This window comes from Actinoplanes sp. M2I2, from assembly GCF_023544445.1.
Taxonomy (GTDB): Bacteria; Actinomycetota; Actinomycetes; order Mycobacteriales; family Micromonosporaceae; genus Actinoplanes.
Genome location: NZ_JALPVJ010000005.1, coordinates 547054 through 570360, shown reverse-complemented (window position 1 = coordinate 570360; position 23307 = coordinate 547054). Strand labels below are relative to the sequence as shown.

The window sequence follows — 23307 nt, the reverse complement described above, 5'->3', positions numbered from 1 at the left end:
GAGGGTCCGCTCACCAGTGCGGGCCCGCCATCTACCACAGGAGTAAGTGAACATGCAGCGCAGCAAGGGTTACCGCAAGGGCGCCGAGCAGATCGACCAGAACAAGCTCTACGAGCCGGCCGAGGCGGTCAAGCTCGCCAAGGACGCCAGCCCCACCAAGTTCGACGCCACCGTCGAGGTCGCAATGCGCCTGGGTGTCGACCCCCGTAAGGCCGACCAGATGGTCCGCGGCACGGTCAACCTGCCCCACGGCACCGGCAAGACCGCCCGCGTCATCGTCTTCGCGCAGGGCGCGAAGGCCGAGGAGGCCGTCGCAGCCGGCGCCGACGAGGTCGGCACCGACGAGCTCGTCGCCCGCATCCAGGGTGGCTGGCTCGACTTCGACGCCGCGATCGCGACGCCCGACCAGATGGCCAAGATCGGTCGTATCGCCCGCATCCTCGGCCCGCGTGGTCTCATGCCCAACCCGAAGACCGGCACGGTGACCATGGACGTCACCAAGGCGATCAACGAGATCAAGGGCGGAAAGATCACCTTCCGCGTCGACAAGCACTCCAACCTGCACCTGATCATCGGCAAGGCCTCGTTCAGCGAGGAGCAGCTGGTGGACAACTACGCGGCGGTGCTCGACGAGGTGCTGCGGGCCAAGCCGTCCGCCGCCAAGGGCAAGTACCTCCGCAAGGTCGTCGTCACCACCACCATGGGCCCCGGCGTGCCGGTCGACCCGAACGTGGTCAAGGGCCTCACCAACGCCGAGTCCTGAGCCTTCCGGCCCGACAACGGCCGGCAGGAAAGCTCTTCGAGAAGCCCCCGGGGTACATCCCCGGGGGCTTTTCTGTGGCAGGCTGCCGGTCGTGCGTTTCGACGGGGTCTGGTTCCGCTACGGTCGCCGCGCCGATTGGACCCTGCAGGCGATCGACGCCACCGTCGAGCCCGGCCGCACGGTCGTCGTCCTGGGCCGCAACGGGGCCGGCAAGTCCACCCTGCTCCAACTGGCCGCCGGCGTCCTGCGCCCTTCCCGGGGAGCCGTGCTCGACCGCCCGCCGGTCATCGGCTGGGTTCCCGAGCGCTTCCCGGCCGATCAACCCTTCACCGCCGGCGACTACCTCCATCGCATGGCCGAGGTCCGCGGGCAGGATCCCCGGGCCGCCGACGAGTGGATCGAGCGGCTGCTGCTGACGGAACACACCGGCACCCGCCTGGCCGACCTCTCCAAGGGCACCGCGCAGAAGGTCGGTCTGGCCCAGGCCCTGACCGCCCGACCCGGCCTGCTGATCCTCGACGAGCCGTGGGAGGGTCTCGACGCCGTGGCCCGCACGCTGATCCCCGAGATCGTCGCCGAGGTCACCGGGGCCGGTGGCATCGTCCTGGTCAGCGATCACCGGGGCGAGATAGCCACCCTCCCCGAGGCCACCCACTGGACGATCGCCGACGCCACGCTCTCCCCGGCGCCCCCGCCGTCCGCGCCGCCTTCTGCTCCCGCCCGGCCGCCCGCACGGTCGCATGATGAGGCACCGTCGCACGACGAGGTCGTCATCGAGGTGGCCGTCCCCCGGGCGACCGCCGACCGGGCGGTGGCCGAGCTCCGCGCCACGGGCCACCGCGTCCTGCGCGTTCGCGACGAGGCCGGCGCCCCGGCCGGGCCGCAAGCGCGCGACAAGGCCGGCGCCGCGGCTGGCCCGCAAGCCCGCGACGAGGCCGGCGCCGAGGCCGGCCAGCAAACGCGCGACGAAGGGCTCGCCGGATGAGCGCGCTGATCCGGATGCGGCTGGCCGGCTTGCTTCGCGGCGGGCGCATCCTGGCCCCCGCCATCGCCGTGTTGATCGTTCTCGGTGTCATCTACGGCGGGGGACCGTCTCCCGCGGCCGTGGCCTACGGCTACTCGGCGGCCGCCCTCTTCCCCGTGCTGGCCTGGCAGACCAAGGTGCTGCTGGACACCGAGCCCGACGGGCAGCGCCGCCTGGCCCGCGTCGCGCTGGGCGCCCGCCGCGAGGCCTTGGCCGGCCTGCTCGCGGCCACCTGGCTCGGTCTGTTCGTCAGCGCGGTGGCGATGGTGGCCCCCTGGCTCTTCCGCGGCATCGAGACCGGCCGCGGCGTCCTCAGCGGCACGCTGCTGGGGGTGCTGGCCCATCTGCTGGCCGTCCCGCCCGCCGTGGCCGTCGGCGCTCTGGCCGGCCGGGCCGTGACCCGCGGTGTCCGCAACGGGGTGGCCGTGCTTGTGGTCGCGGCCGTCCTGGTGGTCGTGCTGGGTCTCCAGGGCTCGTTCGCCCCGTGGCTGGTGCCGCCGGTCATGGCCACCGCCCGGGCCCTGAACGACGTCGAACCGCCGCCCGCCACGACCCTGATCCAGCTCATCGTCTGGGCCGTCCTCTGGTGTGCTGCCGCCTTCGCCATCTATGCCCGCCTCCGCCGTACCCGCTCCTGACCCGCCCACCCTGCTTGACTCCGGCACCGTGCGACCGGCCTGTGGATAACTCGCCCGAGCCTGTGGACAACGTCGTCTCCGCCGCCGGGGCGAGCGTGATTTGGCGTTGCCGATGTGGTCGCGTACAGTTTCATCTCGAAGTTCCACCCACAGACCGCTGGTCGCCGCAGCTGCCGTCGCGAGACGGACGCCGCGGTCGAAGGTCCCGCTGATGCGGGCGGCCCGCGCAGGGGAGGACGGTTCGTGACCGGGCCCCGCGATCAGTCGCGTCGGATACCTGCTCCGCCCCGTGCGCCCTGCGCCGGGGCGTTTCTCATTTGCTCCTCCTTCGGGTTCGACCAGGGGTTCGAGCACTGAGAGAGGAGGGACATGGCGGACAAGCCGGTCCGGGCCGACAAGGCCAGTGCCGTCGCCGAGCTGACGGACGACTTCCGTAATTCGGCGGCCACCGTGCTGACCGAGTACCGCGGTCTCACGGTCAAGCAGCTCACCGAGCTGCGCCGCTCGCTGGGCGGCGACACCAAGTACGCGGTGTCGAAGAACACCCTGGCGAAGCGCGCGGCGAGTGACGCGGGCATCGAGGGCCTCGACACGCTGTTCACCGGTCCTACCGCGCTCGCCTTCATCAGCGGCGACCCGGTCGAGGCGGCCAAGGGTCTTCGGGCCTTCGCCAAGGCCAACCCCGTCCTGGTCATCAAGGGCGGTGTGTTCGAGGGCAAGGCGATCTCGGCTGACGACGTCAACAAGATCGCTGACCTCGAGTCGCGTGAGGTTCTGCTGGCCAAGCTGGCCGGCGCCATGAAGGGCAACCTGTCCAAGGCGGCCGGGCTCTTCCAGGCCCCGCTGTCGCAGGTGGCGCGCCTCGCGGCCGCTCTTCAGGAGAAGCGCGAGAAGGACGGTCCCGCGGAGGCCTGAGCCACCGCGCACCAGCACGACTTTTTCATCGGAAGCTAGGAAAGGTTGCCAGATATGGCGAAGCTCAGCACCGACGAGCTGCTCGACGCGTTCAAGGAAATGACGCTCATCGAGCTGTCGGAGTTCGTGAAGCAGTTCGAGGACACCTTCGAGGTCACCGCCGCCGCCCCCGTCGCCATGGCGGGCCCCGCGGCCGCCGCGGCTCCGGCCGAGGCCGAGGCCGAGAAGGACTCGTTCGACGTCGTCCTCGAGGGTGACGGTGGCAAGAAGATCCAGGTCATCAAGGTCGTGCGTGAGCTGACCGGCCTGGGCCTCAAGGAGGCCAAGGACGCCGTCGAGTCCGCCCCCAAGGCGATCCTCGAGGGTGTCAACAAGGAGAAGGCCGAGGCCGCCAAGGCCAAGCTCGAGGGTGAAGGCGCGAAGGTCACCCTCAAGTGATCTGACGCTCCATCGCGTTCTCTTGCGGAGGGCGGGGACCCCTGATCGGGGGTCTCCGCCCTCCGTGTTTTCCCCCTGTCGGGCCAGGTCAGCGTGATTCCGCCGGCTGTCGGACGGCCGACGCACAAAGCGGGTCCAACCGGGCAAGCCGTGGAGTATGGTCGCTAGTGCGCGCCGGGTCAGGGGCGGCGCGGGGCCGACCCGCCTCGCAGCCCTTGACTGTGTGTCCGCTGACAGGCACGCTGACAACAGCAAGTTTCCGCGCTTGCGACAGCCGCCCCGTGGGTAACCCGGTTTTGCCGGTCCCCCCGTGGAGGCACCGAGGAGAGTTGCCGCGTTCCGAGCGGCCCCGTGTGACGGCCCTGATCGCTGAGGCGCAGGTCAGAGGCCGCGGGGACACGTTCCGCAGGCACCCTCAGGTGTGGGCTGGACAGCGGTTAGCCGAGCGGCTACACTGCTAGTTTGCGCTGCCTTCTGTCTTGAGCCCTGCCGGGACATCCATCTGGATGACTTCCTGGGGGCTCGTTGGAGTGCACGCAGACAGTTGCATACCGCAGCTGCAGCCGCATCAGCAGCACCGGTCCTCGGAAGGACGCATCTTGGCAGCTTCCCGCCCTGCGAAGACCAGCCGTACGTCGAGCGCTTACGCACCCCGCCGTGTCTCTTTCGGCAGGATCACCGAGCAACTTGAGGTCCCCAATCTTCTTGCCCTCCAGACGGAGTCCTTCGACTGGCTGGTCGGGAACGAAGCTTGGCAGGCCCGGTCGACGGACGACCCGCACGCCCACTCGGGCCTCGCAGAGATCCTCGAAGAGATCAGTCCCATTGAGGACTTCTCCGGCACTATGTCGCTGTCCTTCTCCGCTCCGCGCTTCGACGAGGTCAAAGCCTCGATCGAGGAGTGCAAGGAGAAGGACCTGACTTACTGCGCACCGCTGTTCGTGACCGCGGAGTTCACCAACAACACGACTGGCGAGATCAAGAGCCAGACCGTGTTCATGGGTGACTTCCCGATGATGACCCCCAAGGGGACGTTCGTCATCAACGGCACCGAGCGCGTCGTGGTGAGCCAGCTCGTCCGGTCGCCGGGCGTGTACTTCACCAAGGAGCCGGACAAGACCTCCGACCGCGACCTCTCCAGCGTCAAGGTCATCCCCAGCCGGGGCGCCTGGCTGGAGTTCGACATCGACAAGCGCGACACCGTGGGTGTCCGGATCGACCGTAAGCGCCGGCAGGCCGTCACCGTCCTGCTCAAGGCGATCGGCTGGTCGGCCGACCAGATCCGCGAGCGGTTCGGCTGGTCCGAGCTGCTCATGACCACCCTCGAGAAGGACCACATCGCCGGGCAGGACGAGGCCCTGCTCGACATCTACCGCAAGCTCCGCCCTGGCGAGCCCCCGACCCGGGAGAACGCGCAGACCCTGCTCGACAACCTCTTCTTCAACCCGAAGAGGTACGACGTCGCCAAGGTCGGCCGTTACAAGTTCAACAAGAAGCTCGACATCGACGTCCCGATCGTCCGGGGCACGCTGACCGAGGAAGACATCGTCAAGACCGTGGACTACCTCGCCCGGCTGCACGCCGGTGAGGAGGGCTACGAGGCCGACGACATCGACCACTTCGGCAACCGCCGTCTGCGCACCGTGGGCGAGCTCATCCAGAACCAGGTCCGCGTCGGCCTGTCCCGGATGGAGCGCGTCGTCCGCGAGCGCATGACGACCCAGGACGTCGAGGCGATCACGCCGCAGACCCTGATCAACATCCGTCCCGTCGTGGCGGCGATCAAGGAGTTCTTCGGCACGTCGCAGCTGTCGCAGTTCATGGACCAGACCAACCCGCTGGCGGGCCTGACCCACCGGCGGCGCCTCTCCGCGCTCGGCCCCGGTGGCCTGTCGCGTGAGCGGGCCGGCTTCGAGGTCCGTGACGTGCACCCGTCCCACTACGGCCGGATGTGCCCGATCGAGACGCCGGAAGGCCCGAACATCGGCCTGATCGGCGCGCTCTCCACGTTCGCGCGGGTCAACCCGTTCGGTTTCATCGAGACGCCTTACCGCAAGGTCGAGGCGGGCGTTGTCACCGACGAGGTGCACTACCTGACCGCGGACGAGGAAGACCGGTACATCAAGGCCCAGGCGAACGCCGTGCTGCGAGGCGACGGCACCTTCGCCGAGGATCGGGTCCTGGTCCGCCGTAAGGGCGGTGAGGTCGACTACGTGCCTGGCACCGAGGTCGACTACATGGACGTGTCGCCGCGGCAGATGACCTCGGTCGCGACGGCCATGATCCCGTTCCTCGAGCACGACGACGCGAACCGCGCCCTCATGGGCGCGAACATGCAGCGTCAGGCCGTGCCGCTGGTCAAGGCCGAGGCGCCGCTGGTCGGCACCGGCATGGAGTACCGTGCCGCGGTCGACGCCGGTGACGTCGTCGTCGCCGAGGTCGGCGGCGTGGTCGAGGACCTCTGCGCCGACTACGTGACGGTGCACCAGGACGACGGCCACCGCCGTACGTACCTGCTGCACAAGTTCCGCCGCTCCAACGCCGGCTCCTGCGTCAACCAGAAGCCGGTCGTGTTCGAGGGTGACCGGGTCGAGGCCGGCCAGGTCGTCGCCGACGGCCCGTGCACCGACGAGGGGGAGATGGCCCTCGGCCGCAACCTGCTCGTCGCGTTCATGTGCTGGGAGGGTCACAACTACGAGGACGCGATCATCCTGTCGCAGCGCCTCGTCCAGCAGGACGTCCTCACCTCGATCCACATCGAGGAGCACGAGGTCGACGCCCGGGACACCAAGCTCGGCCCGGAAGAGATCACCCGCGACATCCCGAACGTCAGCGAGGAAATGCTCGCGGACCTCGACGAGCGCGGCATCATCCGGATCGGCGCCGAGGTCGTCCCCGGCGACATCCTGGTCGGCAAGGTCACGCCCAAGGGCGAGACCGAGCTGACCCCGGAGGAGCGCCTGCTCCGCGCGATCTTCGGTGAGAAGGCCCGGGAAGTCCGGGACACCTCGCTGAAGGTGCCGCACGGTGAGACCGGCACGGTCATCGGCGTCCGCACGTTCTCGCGTGAGGACGGCGACGAGCTGCCCCCGGGTGTGAACGAGCTGGTCCGGGTGTACGTGGCCCAGAAGCGCAAGATCCAGGACGGTGACAAGCTCGCCGGCCGCCACGGCAACAAGGGCGTCATCTCCAAGATCCTGCCCATCGAGGACATGCCGTTCCTCGAGGACGGCACCCCCGTCGACATCGTGCTCAACCCGCTCGGTGTGCCCTCGCGTATGAACATCGGCCAGGTTCTGGAGACCCACCTCGGGTGGATCGCCAAGACCGGCTGGTCGGTCGAGGGCGAGGACGAGGAGTGGAAGCGCCAGCTGCGCGCGATCGAGGCGCACGAGTCCATCGCGGACTCGAACGTCGCGACCCCCGTCTTCGACGGTGCGCAGGAGGAGGAGATCAAGGGCCTCCTCGAGTCGACGCTGGTCAACCGTGACGGTAAGCGGCTGGTCAACGGCGACGGCAAGGCGCAGCTGTTCGACGGCCGCTCGGGAGAGCCGCTGCCGGACCCGATCTCGGTCGGCTACGTCTACATCCTGAAGCTGAACCACCTGGTCGACGACAAGATCCACGCTCGCTCGACCGGTCCGTACTCGATGATCACGCAGCAGCCGCTCGGTGGTAAGGCCCAGTTCGGTGGCCAGCGGTTCGGCGAGATGGAGTGCTGGGCGATGCAGGCCTACGGTGCGGCTTACGCGCTGCAGGAGCTGCTCACCATCAAGTCCGACGACGTTCTCGGCCGTGTGAAGGTCTACGAGGCCATCGTCAAGGGCGAGAACATCCCGGAGCCGGGAATCCCGGAGTCGTTCAAGGTGCTGCTCAAGGAGCTGCAGTCGCTGTGCCTCAACGTTGAGGTTCTGTCCAGCGACGGCGTGGCCCTCGAGATGCGCGAGACCGACGACGAGGTCTTCCGGGCCGCGGAGGAACTCGGCATCGACCTGTCCCGACGCCCGAACGAGGGCGTCAGCAGCGTCGAAGAGATCTGACGGAAGCGTCCCCCGGGTGCGTGAGCACCGGGGGACGCCACCGCCGGCCTGGAATATCAACCGAGCAACGAAACACGAGGGATAGACCAAGTGCTCGACGTCAACTTCTTCGACGAGTTGCGCATCGGCCTGGCCACCGCTGACGACATCCGGCAGTGGTCGCACGGCGAGGTCAAGAAGCCCGAGACGATCAACTACCGCACGCTCAAGCCCGAGAAGGACGGACTCTTCTGCGAGAAGATCTTCGGTCCTCAGCGGGACTGGGAGTGCTACTGCGGCAAGTACAAGCGGGTCCGGTTCAAGGGCATCATCTGTGAGCGCTGCGGCGTCGAGGTGACCCGGTCCAAGGTCCGTCGTGAGCGCATGGGCCACATCGAGCTGGCCGCGTCGGTCACGCACATCTGGTACTTCAAGGGTGTGCCGAGCCGGCTGGGCTACCTGCTCGACCTCGCTCCCAAGGACCTCGAGAAGATCATCTACTTCGCCTCGTACGTGATCACGAGCGTGGACGCCGAATCGCGTCACCGTGACCTGTCCACGATCGAGAACGAGATCTTCGCCGAGAAGCGGCAGTCCGAGAACAGCCGTGACTCCGAGATCGAGAAGCGTGCGGCCAAGCTGGAGCAGGATCTCTCGGAGCTCGAGGCCGAGGGCGCCAAGGCCGACGTGCGCCGCAAGGTCAAGGAGGCCGGCGAGCGCGAGATGCGCCAGATCCGGGACAAGGCGCAGCGCGAGATCGACCGCCTCGACGAGGTGCTCGACACCTTCCGCAAGCTCGACTCCAAGCAGCTGGTCACCGACGAGCTGCTCTACCGCGAGCTGCGGGACCGCTTCGGTGAGTACTTCACCGGTGGCATGGGTGCCGAGGCCATCAAGGCGCTGCTCGAGAACATGGACCTGGACGCCGAGGCCGAGAACCTGCGGGAGATCATCCGTACGGGTAAGGGCCAGCGCAAGATCCGTGCGCTCAAGCGGCTCAAGGTCGTCGCCGCGTTCCTGAACACCCGCAACTCGCCGCTGGGCATGGTGCTGGACTGCGTCCCGGTCATCCCGCCGGACCTGCGCCCGATGGTGCAGCTCGACGGTGGCCGCTTCGCGACCAGCGACCTGAACGACCTGTACCGCCGCGTCATCAACCGGAACAACCGTCTCAAGCGGCTCATCGACCTCGGCGCGCCCGAGATCATCGTGAACAACGAGAAGCGGATGCTCCAGGAGGCCGTCGACGCTCTGTTCGACAACGGCCGTCGTGGCCGGCCGGTCACCGGTCCGGGTAACCGCCCGCTCAAGTCGCTGTCCGACATGCTCAAGGGCAAGCAGGGCCGGTTCCGTCAGAACCTGCTCGGCAAGCGCGTCGACTACTCCGGCCGTTCGGTCATCGTCGTCGGCCCGCGCCTCAAGCTGCACCAGTGCGGTCTGCCCAAGCAGATGGCGCTGGAGCTGTTCAAGCCGTTCGTGATGAAGCGCCTGGTCGACCTGAACCACGCGCAGAACATCAAGTCGGCCAAGCGCATGGTCGAGCGTCAGCGGCCGGTCGTGTGGGACGTCCTCGAAGAGGTCATCAGCGAGCACCCGGTGCTGCTGAACCGCGCGCCGACCCTGCACCGCCTGGGCATCCAGGCCTTCGAGCCGCAGCTGGTCGAGGGCAAGGCGATCCAGATCCACCCGCTCGTCTGTACGGCGTTCAACGCCGACTTCGACGGTGACCAGATGGCGGTGCACGTGCCGCTGTCGGCCGAGGCCCAGGCCGAGGCCCGGATCCTGATGCTCTCGTCGAACAACATCCTCAAGCCGGCCGACGGTAAGCCGGTCACCATGCCCACCCAGGACATGGTCATCGGTCTCTACTACCTGACGCACCAGACCGCCGGGGCCAAGGGTGAGGGCCGGGTCTTCAGCTCGGACGCCGAGGCGCGGATGGCGTTCGACAACGGCGAGCTGCACCTGCAGGCGACGGTCAAGATCCGTCTGCGCGAGGTCATCGGGGTCGACAACGGCGCCAAGGGCCCGGCGTGGACCGCTCCCGAGGGGTGGGTCGAGAACGACCCGCTGCTCGTCGAGACCACGCTCGGCCGGGTCCTGTTCAACGAGACGCTGCCCCCGGGCTACCGCTTCGTGAACTACGAGATCCGCAAGGGTCAGCTGTCGGCGATCGTCAACGACCTCGCCGAGCGCTTCCCCAAGGTCGCCCTCGCGGCGACCCTGGACGCGCTCAAGGAGGCCGGCTTCCACTGGGCCACCTGGTCCGGTGTGACGATCGGTATGGGCGACGTCATCGGTCCCCCGCGCAAGCCGGAGATCCTGGCCAAGTACCAGACCGAGGCCGACCGGATCGACAAGCAGTACCAGCGTGGTCTCATGACCGCCGAGGAACGTCGCGGCGAGCTCATCGAGATCTGGACCAAGGCGACGAACGAGATCTCCAAGGAGATGGAGTCCGCGCTGCCGCAGGAGAACCCGCTCTGGGTCATGATCAACTCCGGCGCTCGCGGTAACCTGCTCCAGCTCCGGCAGATCGCCGCGATCCGTGGTCTGGTGGCCAACCCCAAGGGTGAGATCATCCCGCGGCCGATCACCTCGTCGTACCGCGAGGGTCTGACCGTGCTGGAGTACTTCATCTCCACCCACGGTGCCCGTAAGGGTCTGGCCGACACCGCGCTGCGTACCGCCGACTCGGGTTACCTGACCCGTCGTCTGGTGGACGTCTCGCAGGACGTCATCATCCGCGAGGAGGACTGCGGCACCGACCGCGCGATCCCGATGCAGGTGGCGGACCGCGAGGCCGACGGCACGCTGGTCGTGCACGTGCACGCCGAGACCGGCGTCCACGCCCGCACGCTGGCCGACGACATCGACGACGCCCAGGGCAACCGGGTGGTGTCGCGTGGCGACGACCTGAACTCGATCCTGGTCGACAAGCTCGTCGCGGCCGGCGTCGAGAACGTCCGGGTCCGCTCGGTGCTGACCTGTGAGTCGAAGCTCGGCGTGTGCGCGGCCTGCTACGGCCGTTCGCTGCCGACCGGCAAGGCGGTCGACATCGGCGAGGCGGTCGGCATCATCGCCGCCCAGTCCATCGGTGAGCCGGGAACGCAGCTGACGATGCGTACCTTCCACACCGGTGGTGTCGCGGGTGAGGACATCACCCAGGGTCTGCCGCGTGTGCAGGAAATCTTCGAGGCCCGCGTGCCCAAGGGCAAGGCGCCCATCGCCGACACCCCGGGACGCATCCGCATCGAGGACGGCGAGCGCTCGCGCAAGATCATCGTGATCCCGGACGACGGCAGCGAGGAGATCGTGTACGACAAGATCTCCAAGCGCGTCAAGCTGCGGGCCCACGACGGCGACCACGTCGGCGTCGGCGAGAAGCTGACCGAGGGCACCATCGACCCGCACGAGCTCCTGCGCATCATGGGCCCGCGGGCGGTTCAGGTCCACCTGACCGCCGAGGTCCAGCAGGTCTACCGGTCGCAGGGTGTGCTCATCCACGACAAGCACATTGAGATCATCATCCGCCAGATGCTCAAGCGGGTGACGGTCATCGACTCGGGTGCCGCGGAGTTCCTGCCGGGCATCCTGGTCGACCGGGCGCTCTTCGAGTCGGAGAACCGCCGGATCGTGGGCGAGGGTGGCGAGCCCGCCGCCGGTCGCCCGGTGCTGATGGGTATCACCAAGGCCTCGCTGGCCACCGACTCCTGGCTCTCGGCCGCCTCCTTCCAGGAGACGACCCGGGTGCTGACCGACGCGGCGATCAACTCGCGCAGTGACTCGCTGGTCGGCCTCAAGGAGAACGTGATCATCGGTAAGCTCATCCCGGCCGGTACCGGTATCTCCAAGTACCGGAACATCCGGGTCGAGCCGACCGAGGAGGCCAAGGCCAAGGTGTACTCGATGACCGGGTACCCCGAGACCGACTACGGCTTCGGGCCGGCCAGCGGGCAGGCTGTGCCGCTGGACGACTTCGACTTCGGGTCGTACCGCTAAGGGTCTTCTCCCGGTTCGCCGGGGTTGACGTGACCGAAGGGCGACCGCGCACCGCGCGGCCGCCCTTCGGCCTTTCTAGAATGGCTTTCGTGACGTCTCCCGCGGCCGCGCCCGCCCGCCATCCGATGGACCCGGACCCGGCGCCCTCCTCGAAGGCGCGGGCGGTCTTCGCGCTCGGGCTGGTGGGTTTTCTGACCGGCGCGTTCGTCGGGGGTGTGATTCCCGCCACCGTGGCGCTGCTGCTGGCCCGTCAGACGGCGCGGCAGGCGTACGCGTCGCAGGGCTATCTGACCGGCTCGGCCTGGATCCGGCGGGGGCGCCGGCTGGCCTGGGCGGGCATCGTCCTGGCCCTCACCGCGCTGGTGGTCGCGTCGATCGCCGGCCTGCTGCATCTGGCCGGCTCACCCGGGGGCCCCGACTTCGCGCCGGGGACGGACTGAGGTGGGGTGCCGTCCCCCTCGGACGAGTGACATGCTCTTCACATGACCCTCCCACCGCAGCCTTCGGCGCAGTTCCCGGCCGCAGTGCCCCCACCGCCGCCCTCGGGCCGGTGGCGGCCGGAGCGGGTCGACGCCCTGCCCGGCACGGAGTTCGGCCTGGTGCAGCTGCGGGTCGAGCCGATCACGTCGGGCCTGGCCATCGGCTCGCTGATCGCCGGGATCGGGTCGATCCTGGTGTCGCTGCTCGTCCTCTGCTTCGGCCTGGTCGGTTCGTCGGAGGGCTGGGGCGGCTGGGTGTCGGGCGCCTTCACACTGCTCAGCGTTGCGGCCGGCGGGGGAGCGGTCGCGCTCGGCGCCGTGTCGCGCCGGCAGATCCGCCGCTCGGGCCGGACCGGCCAGGTGCGGTTCACCGGGGCCGGCCTCGGCATGGCCGGAATCGTCTGCGGATCGATCGGCGCGGGAATTGCTCTGTTGTCTCTCGCGTTGGCACTGGTGCTGCAATTGTCGGTGTGACGCCGGATCCCGGCACCGCGGCGTTGCCACCGTGAAGCACCCGGTACACTTGTATCGGAGATATCCGTCGCGTGGCCTCAGCGTTCATTTTGACCTGAGTGCTCGGGGTGGGTAGTCTTTCCCCTCGTGCCCGGGCTTGCCCGGGCAACTCGTGCGTGCGCCCGAGTCGCTCGACGCGATGAGGCGGCGATACGCCGAGCCGGCGCCCCGTGATCGGGGCGTCGACAAAGACAAGACCCGGTGCGCGTTGACCAACGCGCGGCGGGACCGTGAGCCGGGCGACACGCCCGACCGCGGGTGCCGGACACATCCCCGAGTGGGGATGTGGCCGACACAGAGAGCCATACAAGACGGTGCGGCCGCCTAGGAAGCGGCCGAAGGGAGCGGAGAAACCCGGTGCCCACGATCCAGCAGCTGGTCCGAAAGGGCCGTCAGGCGAAAACGAGCAAGACCAAGACGCCGGCGCTGAAGGGTAGTCCTCAGCGACGCGGCGTGTGCACGCGCGTGTACACCACCACCCCCAAGAAGCCGAACTCTGCGCTGCGCAAGGTCGCTCGTGTGAAGCTCAGCAGCCAGATCGAGGTGACGGCGTACATCCCCGGTGTCGGCCACAACCTTCAGGAGCACTCGATCGTGCTCGTGCGAGGCGGCCGAGTGAAGGACCTGCCGGGCGTCCGCTACAAGATCGTCCGCGGTTCGCTGGACACCCAGGGTGTCCGCAACCGCAAGCAGGCCCGCAGCCGTTACGGCGCGAAGAAGGAGAAGAGCTGACATGCCCCGTAAAGGCCCAGCGCCGAAACACCCGCTGGTAGCGGACCCGGTCTACAACTCCCCGCTGGTCACCCAGCTGGTGAACAAGATCCTGGTCGGCGGCAAGCGTCAGCTCGCCGAGCGCATCGTCTACGGCGCCCTCGAGGGCTGCCGTGAGAAGAGCGGCACCGACCCCGTGGTGACCCTCAAGCGCGCCATGGACAACGTCAAGCCGACCCTCGAGGTCCGCAGCCGCCGTGTCGGTGGCGCGACCTACCAGGTGCCGGTCGAGGTCCGTACCCCGCGTCAGACCACCCTCGGTCTGCGCTGGCTGGTCCAGTACTCCAAGGCCCGCCGCGAGAAGACCATGATCGAGCGTCTCCAGAACGAGCTGCTCGACGCCAGCAACGGCCTCGGTGCCGCCGTCAAGCGGCGCGAGGACACCCACAAGATGGCGGAGTCCAACAAGGCCTTCGCGCACTACCGCTGGTAAGACCCCGCTGCTGTCGGCCCGGCATCCGCCGGGCCCCGGCACAAGTCGTACCGGTTCACGAGACGACGACGAAGAAAAGTAGGGACTGAAGTGGCTGCCGCAGACGCGCTCGCCAACGTACGCAACATCGGCATCATGGCGCACATCGATGCTGGTAAGACCACGACCACTGAGCGAATCCTGTTCTACACCGGCATCACGTACAAGATCGGTGAGGTCCACGAGGGCGCCGCCGTCATGGACTGGATGGAGCAGGAGCAGGAGCGCGGTATCACGATCACTTCCGCCGCCACCAAGTGCGAGTGGAAGGGCCACACGATCCAGATCATCGACACGCCCGGCCACGTCGACTTCACGGTCGAGGTCGAGCGGTCGTTGCGTGTGCTGGACGGCGCGGTGGCGGTCTACGACGGCGTGGCCGGCGTGGAGCCGCAGACCGAGAACGTCTGGCGTCAGGCGGACAAGTACAACGTCCCCCGGATGTGCTTCGTCAACAAGCTCGACCGGACCGGCGCGGACTTCTTCCGCTGCGTGCAGATGATGATCGACCGGCTCAACGCCACCCCGCTGGTCCTCCAGATCCCGATCGGGCTCGAGGGCGACCACATCGGTGTCGTCGACCTGATCGGCATGCGCGCGCTCACCTGGCGTGGCGAGACCCAGAAGGGCGACGACTACGCCGTCGAGGAGATCCCGGCCGACCTGGTCGACTCCGCGAACGAGTGGCGCGAGAAGCTGATCGAGACGCTGGCCGACGTCGACGACGAGGTCATGCTCAAGTACCTCGAGGGTGAAGAGCTCTCGCAGGACGAGATCAAGGCCGCCATCCGGCGCTCCACGATCGCCAGCAAGGCCAACCCGGTGCTGTGCGGCTCGGCGTTCAAGAACAAGGGCGTTCAGCCCATGCTCGACGCCGTGGTCGACTTCCTGCCGTCGCCGCTGGACATCCCGGCCATCGAGGGCACCGCCCCCGACGGTGAGACCCCGATGCTGCGCAAGCCGTCGAACACCGAGCCGTTCTCCGGCCTGGCGTTCAAGATCCAGACGGACAAGCACCTCGGCAAGCTGACCTACGTCCGGGTCTACTCCGGCACGCTCGACTCCGGTTCCCAGGTGGTCAACTCCACCAAGGACCGCAAGGAGCGGATCGGCAAGATCTACCAGATGCACGCCAACAAGCGTGAAGAGCGGCCCACGGCGCAGGCCGGCGACATCATCGCCGTCCAGGGTCTCAAGCAGACCACCACCGGTGACACGCTCAGCGACCCGGCCAACCCGGTCATCCTCGAGTCGATGACGTTCCCGGAGCCGGTCATCCAGGTCGCCATCGAGCCGAAGACCAAGTCGGACCAGGAGAAGCTGGGCACCGCGATCCAGCGCCTGGCCGAAGAGGACCCGACCTTCCGCGTCTTCAACGACGAGGAGACCGGCCAGACGATCATCGCCGGCATGGGCGAGCTCCACCTGGACATCCTGGTGGACCGCATGCGCCGCGAGTTCAACGTCGAGGCCAACATCGGTAAGCCGCAGGTGGCGTACCGCGAGACGATCCGCGGCACCGTGGAGAAGCTCACGTACGTCCACAAGAAGCAGACCGGTGGTTCCGGCCAGTACGCGAAGGTCGTCATCAGCGTCGAGCCGCTGTCGCTCGAGGCCGACGGCCCCACGTACGAGTTCGTGAACGCCGTCACCGGTGGCCGCATCCCCAAGGAGTTCATCCCCTCGGTGGACGCGGGCGCGCAGGACTCGCTGCAGTACGGCGTCCTCGCCGGCTACCCGCTGGTCGGCGTGAAGTTCACGCTGGTCGACGGTCAGTACCAAGAGGTCGACTCGTCCGAGATGGCGTTCAAGATCGCCGGCTCCATCGCGATGAAGGAGGCGGCCCGCAAGGCCGACCCCGCGCTGCTCGAGCCGATGATGTCCGTCGAGGTCACCACGCCCGAGGACAACATGGGCGACGTGATCGGCGACCTCAACTCCCGCCGTGGCATCATCCAGTCGATGGAGGAGCGCTCCGGCGCCCGGGTCATCAAGGCGCTGGTGCCGCTGTCGGAGATGTTCGGCTACGTCGGCGACCTGCGGTCGAAGACGGCCGGCCGGGCCAGCTACAGCATGCAGTTCGACTCCTACGCCGAGGTTCCGCAGAGCGTCGCGAAGGAGATCATCGCCAAGGCCACCGGCGCCTGACGCGTTGAGGCGCGTGCGGTCCGTCGAGGGCCGCACGCGCACGAGCAGTCGACAGAGTCCCCATCGCCTTATCGGGCGTGCCGGGAAAAAGTAATCCCACAGTCCACAGGAGGACACCAGTGGCGAAGGCTAAGTTCGAGCGGACTAAGCCGCACGTCAACATCGGCACCATTGGTCACATCGACCACGGTAAGACGACGCTGACTGCGGCCATCACCAAGGTCCTGCACGACCAGTACCCGGACCTGAACCCCTACACGCCGTTCGACGAGATCGACAAGGCGCCGGAGGAGAAGGCCCGCGGCATCACGATCTCGATCGCGCACGTCGAGTACCAGACCGCGGCGCGTCACTACGCGCACGTGGACTGCCCCGGCCACGCCGACTACATCAAGAACATGATCACCGGTGCCGCCCAGATGGACGGCGCGATCCTGGTGGTCGCCGCGACCGACGGCCCGATGCCGCAGACCAAGGAGCACGTGCTCCTGGCCCGCCAGGTCGGCGTCCCGTACATCGTCGTCGCCCTGAACAAGAGCGACATGGTGGACGACGAGGAGCTCCTGGAGCTCGTCGAGCTCGAGGTTCGCGAGCTGCTGAGCACCTACGAGTTCCCGGGCGACGACCTGCCGGTCGTGCGCGTCTCGGCGCTGAAGGCGCTCGAGGGCGACGCCGAGTGGACCGAGCGTCTCATGGAGCTCATGAACGCGGTCGACACTGCGATCCCGCAGCCCGAGCGTGACACCGACAAGCCGTTCCTCATGCCCATCGAGGACGTCTTCACGATCACCGGTCGTGGCACCGTGGTCACGGGTCGCGCCGAGCGTGGCATCCTCAAGCCGAACGAGGAGGTCGAGATCGTCGGCATCCGCGAGAAGTCGACGAAGACCGTCTGCACCGGCATCGAGATGTTCCGCAAGCTGCTCGACGAGGCCCGCGCGGGTGAGAACGTCGGTCTGCTGCTCCGCGGTATCAAGCGCGAGGACGTCGAGCGCGGCATGGTGGTTGTGAAGCCGGGCACCTCTACTCCGCACACGGAGTTCGAGGGCCAGGTCTACATCCTCTCAAAGGAAGAGGGCGGCCGGCACACCCCGTTCTTCCAGAACTACCGCCCGCAGTTCTACTTCCGCACCACGGACGTCACCGGCGTCGTCACGCTGCCCGAGGGCACCGAGATGGTCATGCCGGGCGACTCCACCAGCATGTCGGTCAAGCTGATCCAGCCGATCGCCATGGAGCAGGGCCTGAAGTTCGCGATCCGTGAGGGTGGCCGCACCGTCGGCGCCGGAACGGTCACGAAGATCAACGTCTGATTTGGTGATTGTTCACGGCCTCTACCAGGTGCGTTTGCCCACTGTGAGGCCGTGAACAACGCTCATCGGTGACCCCGATTAGCATTGCCGGCCACAATCCGGCATACTAGTCAGGTTGCGTCCGAGCGGGGTGGTTAGCTGCCTTGTGCAGCTGACCACCCTCTCCGGGTGTTTGGGTGTGTTTATCGGCCGCCCACTGGGTGAAGCACTTCCCGAAGTATGGGTGCAGCTCTGCCCAGCGATACCTCAAGATCCCCGCGATCTGGATTGCTGCTGCGCGCAGTTTTCTGAGTGTTATTGCGACACGCCCGACCGCGGGGGTCGGACAACGCAGGATCAACGGTCCTGCGGGCATGCGAGGGCCACCGCTTTCGCACGTAGCGGCATCGAGAAAAGGAAACAGAAGCCACCATGGCGGGACAGAAGATCCGCATCCGGCTCAAGGCCTATGACCACGAGGTCGTCGACTCCTCGGCGCGCAAGATCGTCGAGACGGTCACGCGTACCGGTGCGTCGGTCGCAGGCCCGGTGCCGCTGCCCACGGAGATCAACCGTTTCTGCGTCATCCGTTCGCCGCACAAGTACAAGGACTCGCGCGAGCACTTCGAGATGCGCACGCACAAGCGGCTGATCGACATCATCGACCCGACTCCGAAGACGGTCGACTCGCTCATGCGCCTCGACCTGCCGGCTGGCGTCGACATCGAGATCAAGCTGTAGGGATCCGGACTGATGGACAGGCAAGTTAAGGGGATCCTGGGCGCCAAGCTCGGCATGACCCAGGTCTGGGACAACAACAAGGTCGTCCCGGTGACCGTGGTGCAGGCCGGCCCTTGTGTCGTGACCCAGGTCCGAACTGATGAGAAGGACGGCTACGCAGCCGTCCAGCTGGCGTACGGCGCCATCGACCCGCGCAAGGTGAACAAGCCCGAGGGCGGTCACTTCGCGAAGGCCGGTGTGTCGCCGCGGCGTCACGTCGTCGAGCTGCGCACCACCGACGCCGGTGAGTACGAGCTCGGCCAGGAGGTCACCGTCGAGGCGTTCGCGGTCGGCTCGCCGATCGACGTCACCGGTAAGACCAAGGGCAAGGGCTACGCCGGTGTCATCAAGCGGCACGGCTTCCACGGCCTCAAGGCCAGCCACGGTGTCGAGCGCAAGCACCGTTCGCCCGGTTCCATCGGCGCCTGCGCGACCCCGGGTCGCGTCTTCAGGGGCACGCGGATGGCCGGCCGGATGGGCAACAAGCGCTTCACCGTGCAGAACCTGACCGTGCAGGCGGTGGACACCGACAACAACCTGATCCTGATCAGGGGCGCGGTGCCCGGTCCCAAGGGCGCGCTCATCCTGGTCCGTACGGCGGCGAAGAAGGGCGGTGCCAAGTGAGCTCGGTTGACGTGATCAACATTGAGGGCAACAAGGCCGGCTCGGTCGAGCTGCCCGACTCGGTGTTCGACGTTCAGGCGAACATCCCGCTGATGCACCAGGTCGTCGTGGCCCAGCTTGCGGCTGCCCGTCAGGGCACGCACAAGGCCAAGACGCGCGGTGAGGTCGCCGGCGGCGGCAAGAAGCCGTACAAGCAGAAGGGCACCGGTCGCGCCCGCCAGGGCTCGATCCGCGCGCCTCAGTTCACCGGCGGTGGCGTCGTGCACGGTCCCGTGCCGCGCGACTACAGCCAGCGGACCCCCAAGAAGATGAAGGCCGCCGCTCTGCGTGGCGCCCTCTCCGACCGGGCCCGCGAAGGCCGCGTGCACGTGGTCGAGGCGTTCGTCAGCGGCGACAAGCCGTCGACCAAGGCCGCGATCGCCACGCTGCGCAAGGCCACCGAGTCCACCAAGGTCCTGGTCGTCCTGAGCAGCGCCGACGAGATCAACTGGCTGTCGCTGCGCAACGAGGCGACCGTGCACCTGCTCGAGGCCGGCCAGCTCAACACGTACGACGTGCTGGTCGCCGACGAGGTGGTCTTCACCAAGGAGGCCCTGGACGAGTTCCTGGGCACTCCGGCGACCGCCGAGGGGGAGAACAAGTGAGCACCATCGCCGACCCGCGCGACGTCATTCTCAAGCCGGTCGTGTCCGAGAAGAGCTACAGCGTTCTCGACCAGAACTGGTACACGTTCCTCGTCCACCCGGACGCGAACAAGACCCAGATCAAGATCGCGATCCAGCAGATCTTCAACGTCCGCGTGCTCACGGTCAACACCTCGAACCGCGAGGGCAAGCGCAAGCGCACCCGCACCGGTTTCGGGCAGCGCAAGGCGACCAAGCGCGCGCTGGTGAAGCTGGCTGACGGGGACCGTATCGAGGCCTTCGGCGGCCCGGTCAGCTAAGGGGACTGAAGACAATGGCTATCCGTAAGTACAAGCCGACCACGCCGGGCCGTCGCGGCTCCAGCGTCGCCGACTTCGCCGAGATCACCCGGTCGACGCCGGAGAAGTCTCTGCTGGTTCCGCTGCCCAAGAAGGGTGGTCGCAACGTCCACGGCCGCATCACCACGCGGCACCAGGGCGGCGGCCACAAGCGGCAGTACCGGCTGATCGACTTCAAGCGGGTCGACAAGGACGGCGTGCCGGCCAAGGTCGCGCACATCGAATACGACCCGAACCGCACGTCCCGCATCGCTCTGCTGCACTACGCCGACGGTGAGAAGCGCTACATCCTCGCGCCGAAGGACCTCAAGCAGGGCGACCGGGTCGAGTCCGGCCCGGGCGCGGACATCAAGCCGGGGAACAACCTTCCCCTGCGCAACATCCCGGTCGGTACGACGGTCCACGGTGTGGAGCTTCGTCCCGGCGGTGGCGCCAAGCTGGCCCGTTCGGCCGGTGTCGGTATCCAGCTGCTCGGCCGTGAGGGTGTCTACGCCACGCTGCGTATGCCCTCCGGTGAGATCCGCCGGGTCGACATCCGTTGCCGCGCCACGGTCGGCGAGATCGGTAATGCCGAACAGTCGAACATCAACTGGGGCAAGGCCGGCCGGATGCGCTGGAAGGGCAAGCGCCCGACCGTCCGCGGTGTCGCCATGAACCCGATCGACCACCCGCACGGTGGTGGTGAGGGTAAGACCTCCGGTGGTCGCCACCCGGTCAACCCGGCTGGTAAGCCCGAGGGCCGTACCCGCCGCAAGGGCCAGGAGAGCGACAAGCTGATCGTTCGCCGCCGCTACGCCACCCGCAAGCGCGGGTAACGGGAGTTAAGAGATGCCACGCAGCCTGAAGAAGGGCCCGTTCGTCGACGACCACCTGCTCAAGAAGGTGGAAGTCCAGAACGAGAAGAACTCGAAGAACGTCATCAAGACCTGGTCGCGGCGCTCGATGATCATCCCCGACATGCTCGGGCACACGATCGCGGTGCACGACGGGCGCAAGCATGTCCCGGTGTTCATCACCGAGGCCATGGTCGGTCACAAGCTCGGGGAGTTCGCTCTGACCCGCACGTTCAAGGGTCACGAGAAGGACGACCGCAAGAGCCGTCGTCGCTAGTCAGTCCACGGATAAGAAAGGGGTCACAGCGATGCCAGTAAAGAACGACGCACCGGCGCTTCCGGGCAGTCGTGCGGTTGCGAAGCACGTCCGCATCTCGCCGAACAAGGCACGCCGTGTGGTCAACCTCGTCCGCGGTCTGCCCGCGAAGGAGGCTCTGACCGTCCTGCAGTTCGCGCCGCAGTCGGCCAGCGAGCAGGTCTACAAGGTGCTGGCCAGCGCGATCGCCAACGCCGAGAACAACGAGCGGCTCGACCCGGACGCGCTCCTGGTCAGCGAGGCGTTCGTCGACGAGGGCCCGACGCTGAAGCGGTTCCGGCCGCGGGCGCAGGGCCGGGCGTACCGGATCCGCAAGCGCACCTGTCACATCACCATCGCGGTCGAGGCGGTCCCCACGGCCCGCCCGGCGAAGAAGGCCGCGCCGGCGAAGAAGGCCGCCAAGGCTGCTGAGCCCAAGGCCGAGCCCCAGCGCACCGAAGCCGAGAAGGAAGGCGCCGAGTAATGGGTCAGAAAGTTCACCCCACCGGGTTCCGCCTCGGCATCTCCACCGACTGGAAGAGCCGCTGGTTCGCGGACAAGCTCTACAAGGACTACATCGGCGAGGACGTCAAGATCCGCCGCATGATGTCCAAGGGCCTCGAGCGCGCCGGCATCTCCAAGGTGGACATCGAGCGGACCCGTGACCGGGTACGCGTCGACATCCACACCGCCCGGCCGGGCATCGTCATCGGCCGTAAGGGTGCGGAGGCCGACCGGATCCGCGGTGAGCTCGAGAAGCTCACCGGCAAGCAGGTCCAGCTGAACATCCTCGAGGTGAAGAGCCCGGAGTCGGACGCTCAGCTCGTGGCGCAGGGCGTCGCCGAGCAGCTGTCCTCCCGGGTCAGCTTCCGCCGGGCGATGCGTAAGGCCATGCAGTCGGCCATGAAGAACCCGGTCTGCAAGGGCATCCGGGTGCAGGTCTCCGGCCGCCTGGGCGGCGCGGAGATGAGCCGCACGGAGTTCTACCGTGAGGGTCGCGTTCCGCTGCACACGCTGCGCGCCAACATCGAGTACGGCTTCTTCGAGGCCCGTACGACGTTCGGCCGCATCGGCGTGAAGGTCTGGATCTACAAGGGCGACGCCGTGCCGGGTCGCGAGGTTGCCCCCGAGGCGCCCGCCCGCCCGCGCCGTGACCGTGCCGACCGGGCCGAGCGTCCGCGCCGTGGCCGTTCCGGTTCGTCCGGCACGACCGCCGGCGGCACCGAGGCCGGTCGTGCGGCCGCGCAGGCCCGTGGTGGCGACGCCGCCGGGACCAGCGAGAACGCTAACGACGCCGCGATCGCCGCAGGTCCGGCCGTGGCTGAGACGCAGCAGGAGGGCTGACACATGCTGATGCCGCGTAAGCCCCCGAAGGGCTTCCGCAAGCCGCACCACCCGGACCGCCACGGCGCGTCCAAGGGCGGCAACCGGGTTGTCTTCGGTGAGTTCGGTATCCAGGCGCTGGAGCCCGCGTACGTGACCAACCGGCAGATCGAGTCGGCCCGTATCGCGATGACCCGTCACATCAAGCGTGGCGGCAAGGTTTGGATCTCGGTCTTCCCCGACAACGCTCTGACCAAGAAGCCGGCCGAGACCCGCATGGGTTCCGGTAAGGGTTCTCCCGAGTGGTGGGTGGCCAACGTCAAGCCGGGACGCATTCTCTTCGAGATGTCGTTCCCGAACGAGGCGATCGCGCGTGAGGCAATGCGTCGCGCGATCCACAAGCTCCCGATGAAGTGCCGCATCGTGACACGCGAAGTGGGTGAAAGCTGATGGCAGCGGGCGTTAAGGCATCCGAGCTGCGCGAACTCTCCGGTGAGGAGCTGGTTTCGCGGCTGCGGGAGGCCAAGGCGGAGCTGTTCAACCTTCGCGTGCAGGGCGCGACCGGCCAGCTCGACAATCATCGTCGGCTGCAGGTCGTCCGCAAGGACATCGCGAAGATCTACACGATCATGCGTGAACGTGAGCTCGGGCTCTCGGTTGCGCCGGATGAGGTGACAGCATGAGTGACGAGAGCACGGCCACGGTCCGCGCCAACCGCAAGGTTCGCGAGGGTCTGGTGGTCAGCGACAAGATGGACAAGACCGTCGTCGTCGAGGTCGAGGACCGTGTCAAGCACGCCCTCTACGGCAAAGTTCTGCGTCGCACCCGCAAGCTCAAGGTGCACGACGAGCAGAACGCGTGCGGCGTCGGCGACCGGGTTCTGCTGATGGAGACCCGGCCGCTGTCGGCCACCAAGCGGTGGCGTGTCGTGGAGATCCTCGAAAAGGCCAAGTGAGTGCGCTGGGCCGGCTACGGCCGGCCCGGCACACCATCGTT

24 protein-coding genes are annotated in these 23307 nt (G+C 67.6%); all 24 read left to right on the top strand.

Features of this window, described 5'->3' with window-relative positions:
• Positions 1-52: 52 nt before the first annotated feature.
• Positions 53-763: a 50S ribosomal protein L1 gene (rplA, locus tag HJC40_RS13665; protein WP_250001393.1), complete on the top strand. Its 711-nt coding sequence runs from the start codon at positions 53-55 to the stop codon at positions 761-763.
• A gap of 91 nt (positions 764-854) precedes the next feature.
• Positions 855-1748 carry an ABC transporter ATP-binding protein gene (locus HJC40_RS13660; protein ID WP_250001391.1) on the top strand — a complete coding sequence of 298 codons (894 nt, stop codon included), beginning with the start codon at positions 855-857 and terminating at the stop codon, positions 1746-1748.
• Positions 1745-2425, top strand: coding sequence for a hypothetical protein (locus tag HJC40_RS13655; protein ID WP_250001389.1), 681 nt, complete (start codon positions 1745-1747; stop codon positions 2423-2425). The genes HJC40_RS13660 and HJC40_RS13655 overlap by 4 nt, the downstream gene beginning before the upstream one ends.
• A 369-nt stretch (positions 2426-2794) precedes the next feature.
• Entirely contained in the window at positions 2795-3340 is a 546-nt protein-coding gene (gene rplJ, locus HJC40_RS13650; protein WP_250001387.1) for a 50S ribosomal protein L10, read from the top strand.
• Positions 3341-3394: 54 nt separating this feature from the next.
• Positions 3395-3778, top strand: a complete 384-nt coding sequence (rplL, locus tag HJC40_RS13645; RefSeq protein WP_250001385.1) for a 50S ribosomal protein L7/L12 — start codon at positions 3395-3397, stop codon at positions 3776-3778.
• A 599-nt stretch (positions 3779-4377) separates the two neighbouring features.
• Positions 4378-7818 carry a DNA-directed RNA polymerase subunit beta gene (locus HJC40_RS13640; RefSeq protein ID WP_250001383.1) on the top strand — a complete coding sequence of 1147 codons (3441 nt, stop codon included), beginning with the start codon at positions 4378-4380 and terminating at the stop codon, positions 7816-7818.
• A gap of 90 nt (positions 7819-7908) precedes the next feature.
• Complete coding sequence (locus tag HJC40_RS13635; RefSeq protein WP_250001381.1) at positions 7909-11799, top strand: DNA-directed RNA polymerase subunit beta'; 3891 nt, start codon at positions 7909-7911, stop codon at positions 11797-11799.
• Between the two features lie 80 nt (positions 11800-11879).
• Entirely contained in the window at positions 11880-12239 is a 360-nt protein-coding gene (locus HJC40_RS13630) for a hypothetical protein (protein ID WP_374271725.1), read from the top strand.
• A gap of 42 nt (positions 12240-12281) precedes the next feature.
• Positions 12282-12752, top strand: a complete 471-nt coding sequence (locus tag HJC40_RS13625; protein ID WP_250001379.1) for a hypothetical protein — start codon at positions 12282-12284, stop codon at positions 12750-12752.
• A gap of 396 nt (positions 12753-13148) precedes the next feature.
• The gene (rpsL, locus tag HJC40_RS13620) at positions 13149-13523 is read left to right on the top strand and encodes a 30S ribosomal protein S12 (protein ID WP_014440718.1); all 375 of its coding nucleotides are present in this window, start codon (positions 13149-13151) and stop codon (positions 13521-13523) included.
• A gap of 1 nt (position 13524) precedes the next feature.
• The gene (gene rpsG / locus HJC40_RS13615) at positions 13525-13995 is read left to right on the top strand and encodes a 30S ribosomal protein S7 (protein ID WP_125812313.1); all 471 of its coding nucleotides are present in this window, start codon (positions 13525-13527) and stop codon (positions 13993-13995) included.
• A 90-nt stretch (positions 13996-14085) separates the two neighbouring features.
• The gene (fusA, locus tag HJC40_RS13610; protein WP_308200895.1) at positions 14086-16182 is read left to right on the top strand and encodes an elongation factor G; all 2097 of its coding nucleotides are present in this window, start codon (positions 14086-14088) and stop codon (positions 16180-16182) included.
• A gap of 119 nt (positions 16183-16301) precedes the next feature.
• The gene (gene tuf / locus HJC40_RS13605; protein ID WP_250001377.1) at positions 16302-17495 is read left to right on the top strand and encodes an elongation factor Tu; all 1194 of its coding nucleotides are present in this window, start codon (positions 16302-16304) and stop codon (positions 17493-17495) included.
• Between the two features lie 411 nt (positions 17496-17906).
• Positions 17907-18215 carry a 30S ribosomal protein S10 gene (rpsJ, locus tag HJC40_RS13600; protein ID WP_097322778.1) on the top strand — a complete coding sequence of 103 codons (309 nt, stop codon included), beginning with the start codon at positions 17907-17909 and terminating at the stop codon, positions 18213-18215.
• Between the two features lie 12 nt (positions 18216-18227).
• A complete protein-coding gene (rplC, locus tag HJC40_RS13595) occupies positions 18228-18878 on the top strand; it encodes a 50S ribosomal protein L3 (protein ID WP_250001375.1) in 651 nt (216 codons plus the stop codon).
• Positions 18875-19522 (top strand): 50S ribosomal protein L4, encoded by a 648-nt coding sequence (gene rplD / locus HJC40_RS13590; RefSeq protein WP_250001374.1) that lies wholly within the window; start codon positions 18875-18877, stop codon positions 19520-19522. The genes rplC and rplD overlap by 4 nt, the downstream gene beginning before the upstream one ends.
• Positions 19519-19821 carry a 50S ribosomal protein L23 gene (rplW, locus tag HJC40_RS13585; protein ID WP_250001372.1) on the top strand — a complete coding sequence of 101 codons (303 nt, stop codon included), beginning with the start codon at positions 19519-19521 and terminating at the stop codon, positions 19819-19821. Before rplD ends, rplW begins: the two co-directional genes overlap by 4 nt.
• Positions 19822-19835: 14 nt before the next feature.
• Positions 19836-20675: a 50S ribosomal protein L2 gene (rplB, locus tag HJC40_RS13580; protein ID WP_250001360.1), complete on the top strand. Its 840-nt coding sequence runs from the start codon at positions 19836-19838 to the stop codon at positions 20673-20675.
• A 13-nt stretch (positions 20676-20688) separates the two neighbouring features.
• Complete coding sequence (gene rpsS, locus HJC40_RS13575; protein WP_097322773.1) at positions 20689-20970, top strand: 30S ribosomal protein S19; 282 nt, start codon at positions 20689-20691, stop codon at positions 20968-20970.
• A gap of 31 nt (positions 20971-21001) precedes the next feature.
• Entirely contained in the window at positions 21002-21472 is a 471-nt protein-coding gene (rplV, locus tag HJC40_RS13570; protein ID WP_250001358.1) for a 50S ribosomal protein L22, read from the top strand.
• Entirely contained in the window at positions 21472-22332 is an 861-nt protein-coding gene (rpsC, locus tag HJC40_RS13565) for a 30S ribosomal protein S3 (protein WP_250001357.1), read from the top strand. The genes rplV and rpsC overlap by 1 nt, the downstream gene beginning before the upstream one ends.
• 3 nt (positions 22333-22335) lie before the next feature.
• On the top strand, positions 22336-22761 hold the full coding sequence (gene rplP / locus HJC40_RS13560) for a 50S ribosomal protein L16 (RefSeq protein ID WP_250001355.1): 426 nt from the start codon (positions 22336-22338) through the stop codon (positions 22759-22761).
• Complete coding sequence (gene rpmC / locus HJC40_RS13555; RefSeq protein ID WP_133873221.1) at positions 22761-22994, top strand: 50S ribosomal protein L29; 234 nt, start codon at positions 22761-22763, stop codon at positions 22992-22994. The genes rplP and rpmC overlap by 1 nt, the downstream gene beginning before the upstream one ends.
• Complete coding sequence (gene rpsQ, locus HJC40_RS13550) at positions 22991-23266, top strand: 30S ribosomal protein S17 (protein ID WP_133873220.1); 276 nt, start codon at positions 22991-22993, stop codon at positions 23264-23266. The genes rpmC and rpsQ overlap by 4 nt, the downstream gene beginning before the upstream one ends.
• Positions 23267-23307: the final 41 nt, after the last annotated feature.

What these genes read in the sequence shown, in the direction of transcription:
- rplA (WP_250001393.1), top strand. Translation starts at nt 53, where the DNA reads ATGCAGCGCAGCAAGGGTTACCGCAAGGGCGCCGAGCAGATCGACCAG.
- HJC40_RS13655 (WP_250001389.1), top strand. Translation starts at nt 1,745, where the DNA reads ATGAGCGCGCTGATCCGGATGCGGCTGGCCGGCTTGCTTCGCGGCGGG.
- rplJ (WP_250001387.1), top strand. Translation starts at nt 2,795, where the DNA reads ATGGCGGACAAGCCGGTCCGGGCCGACAAGGCCAGTGCCGTCGCCGAG.
- rplL (WP_250001385.1), top strand. Translation starts at nt 3,395, where the DNA reads ATGGCGAAGCTCAGCACCGACGAGCTGCTCGACGCGTTCAAGGAAATG.
- HJC40_RS13630 (WP_374271725.1), top strand. Translation starts at nt 11,880, where the DNA reads ATGGCTTTCGTGACGTCTCCCGCGGCCGCGCCCGCCCGCCATCCGATG.
- HJC40_RS13625 (WP_250001379.1), top strand. Translation starts at nt 12,282, where the DNA reads ATGACCCTCCCACCGCAGCCTTCGGCGCAGTTCCCGGCCGCAGTGCCC.
- rpsG (WP_125812313.1), top strand. Translation starts at nt 13,525, where the DNA reads ATGCCCCGTAAAGGCCCAGCGCCGAAACACCCGCTGGTAGCGGACCCG.
- rpsJ (WP_097322778.1), top strand. Translation starts at nt 17,907, where the DNA reads ATGGCGGGACAGAAGATCCGCATCCGGCTCAAGGCCTATGACCACGAG.
- rplC (WP_250001375.1), top strand. Translation starts at nt 18,228, where the DNA reads ATGGACAGGCAAGTTAAGGGGATCCTGGGCGCCAAGCTCGGCATGACC.
- rplB (WP_250001360.1), top strand. Translation starts at nt 19,836, where the DNA reads ATGGCTATCCGTAAGTACAAGCCGACCACGCCGGGCCGTCGCGGCTCC.
- rpsS (WP_097322773.1), top strand. Translation starts at nt 20,689, where the DNA reads ATGCCACGCAGCCTGAAGAAGGGCCCGTTCGTCGACGACCACCTGCTC.
- rplV (WP_250001358.1), top strand. Translation starts at nt 21,002, where the DNA reads ATGCCAGTAAAGAACGACGCACCGGCGCTTCCGGGCAGTCGTGCGGTT.
- rpsC (WP_250001357.1), top strand. Translation starts at nt 21,472, where the DNA reads ATGGGTCAGAAAGTTCACCCCACCGGGTTCCGCCTCGGCATCTCCACC.
- rplP (WP_250001355.1), top strand. Translation starts at nt 22,336, where the DNA reads ATGCTGATGCCGCGTAAGCCCCCGAAGGGCTTCCGCAAGCCGCACCAC.
- rpmC (WP_133873221.1), top strand. Translation starts at nt 22,761, where the DNA reads ATGGCAGCGGGCGTTAAGGCATCCGAGCTGCGCGAACTCTCCGGTGAG.
- rpsQ (WP_133873220.1), top strand. Translation starts at nt 22,991, where the DNA reads ATGAGTGACGAGAGCACGGCCACGGTCCGCGCCAACCGCAAGGTTCGC.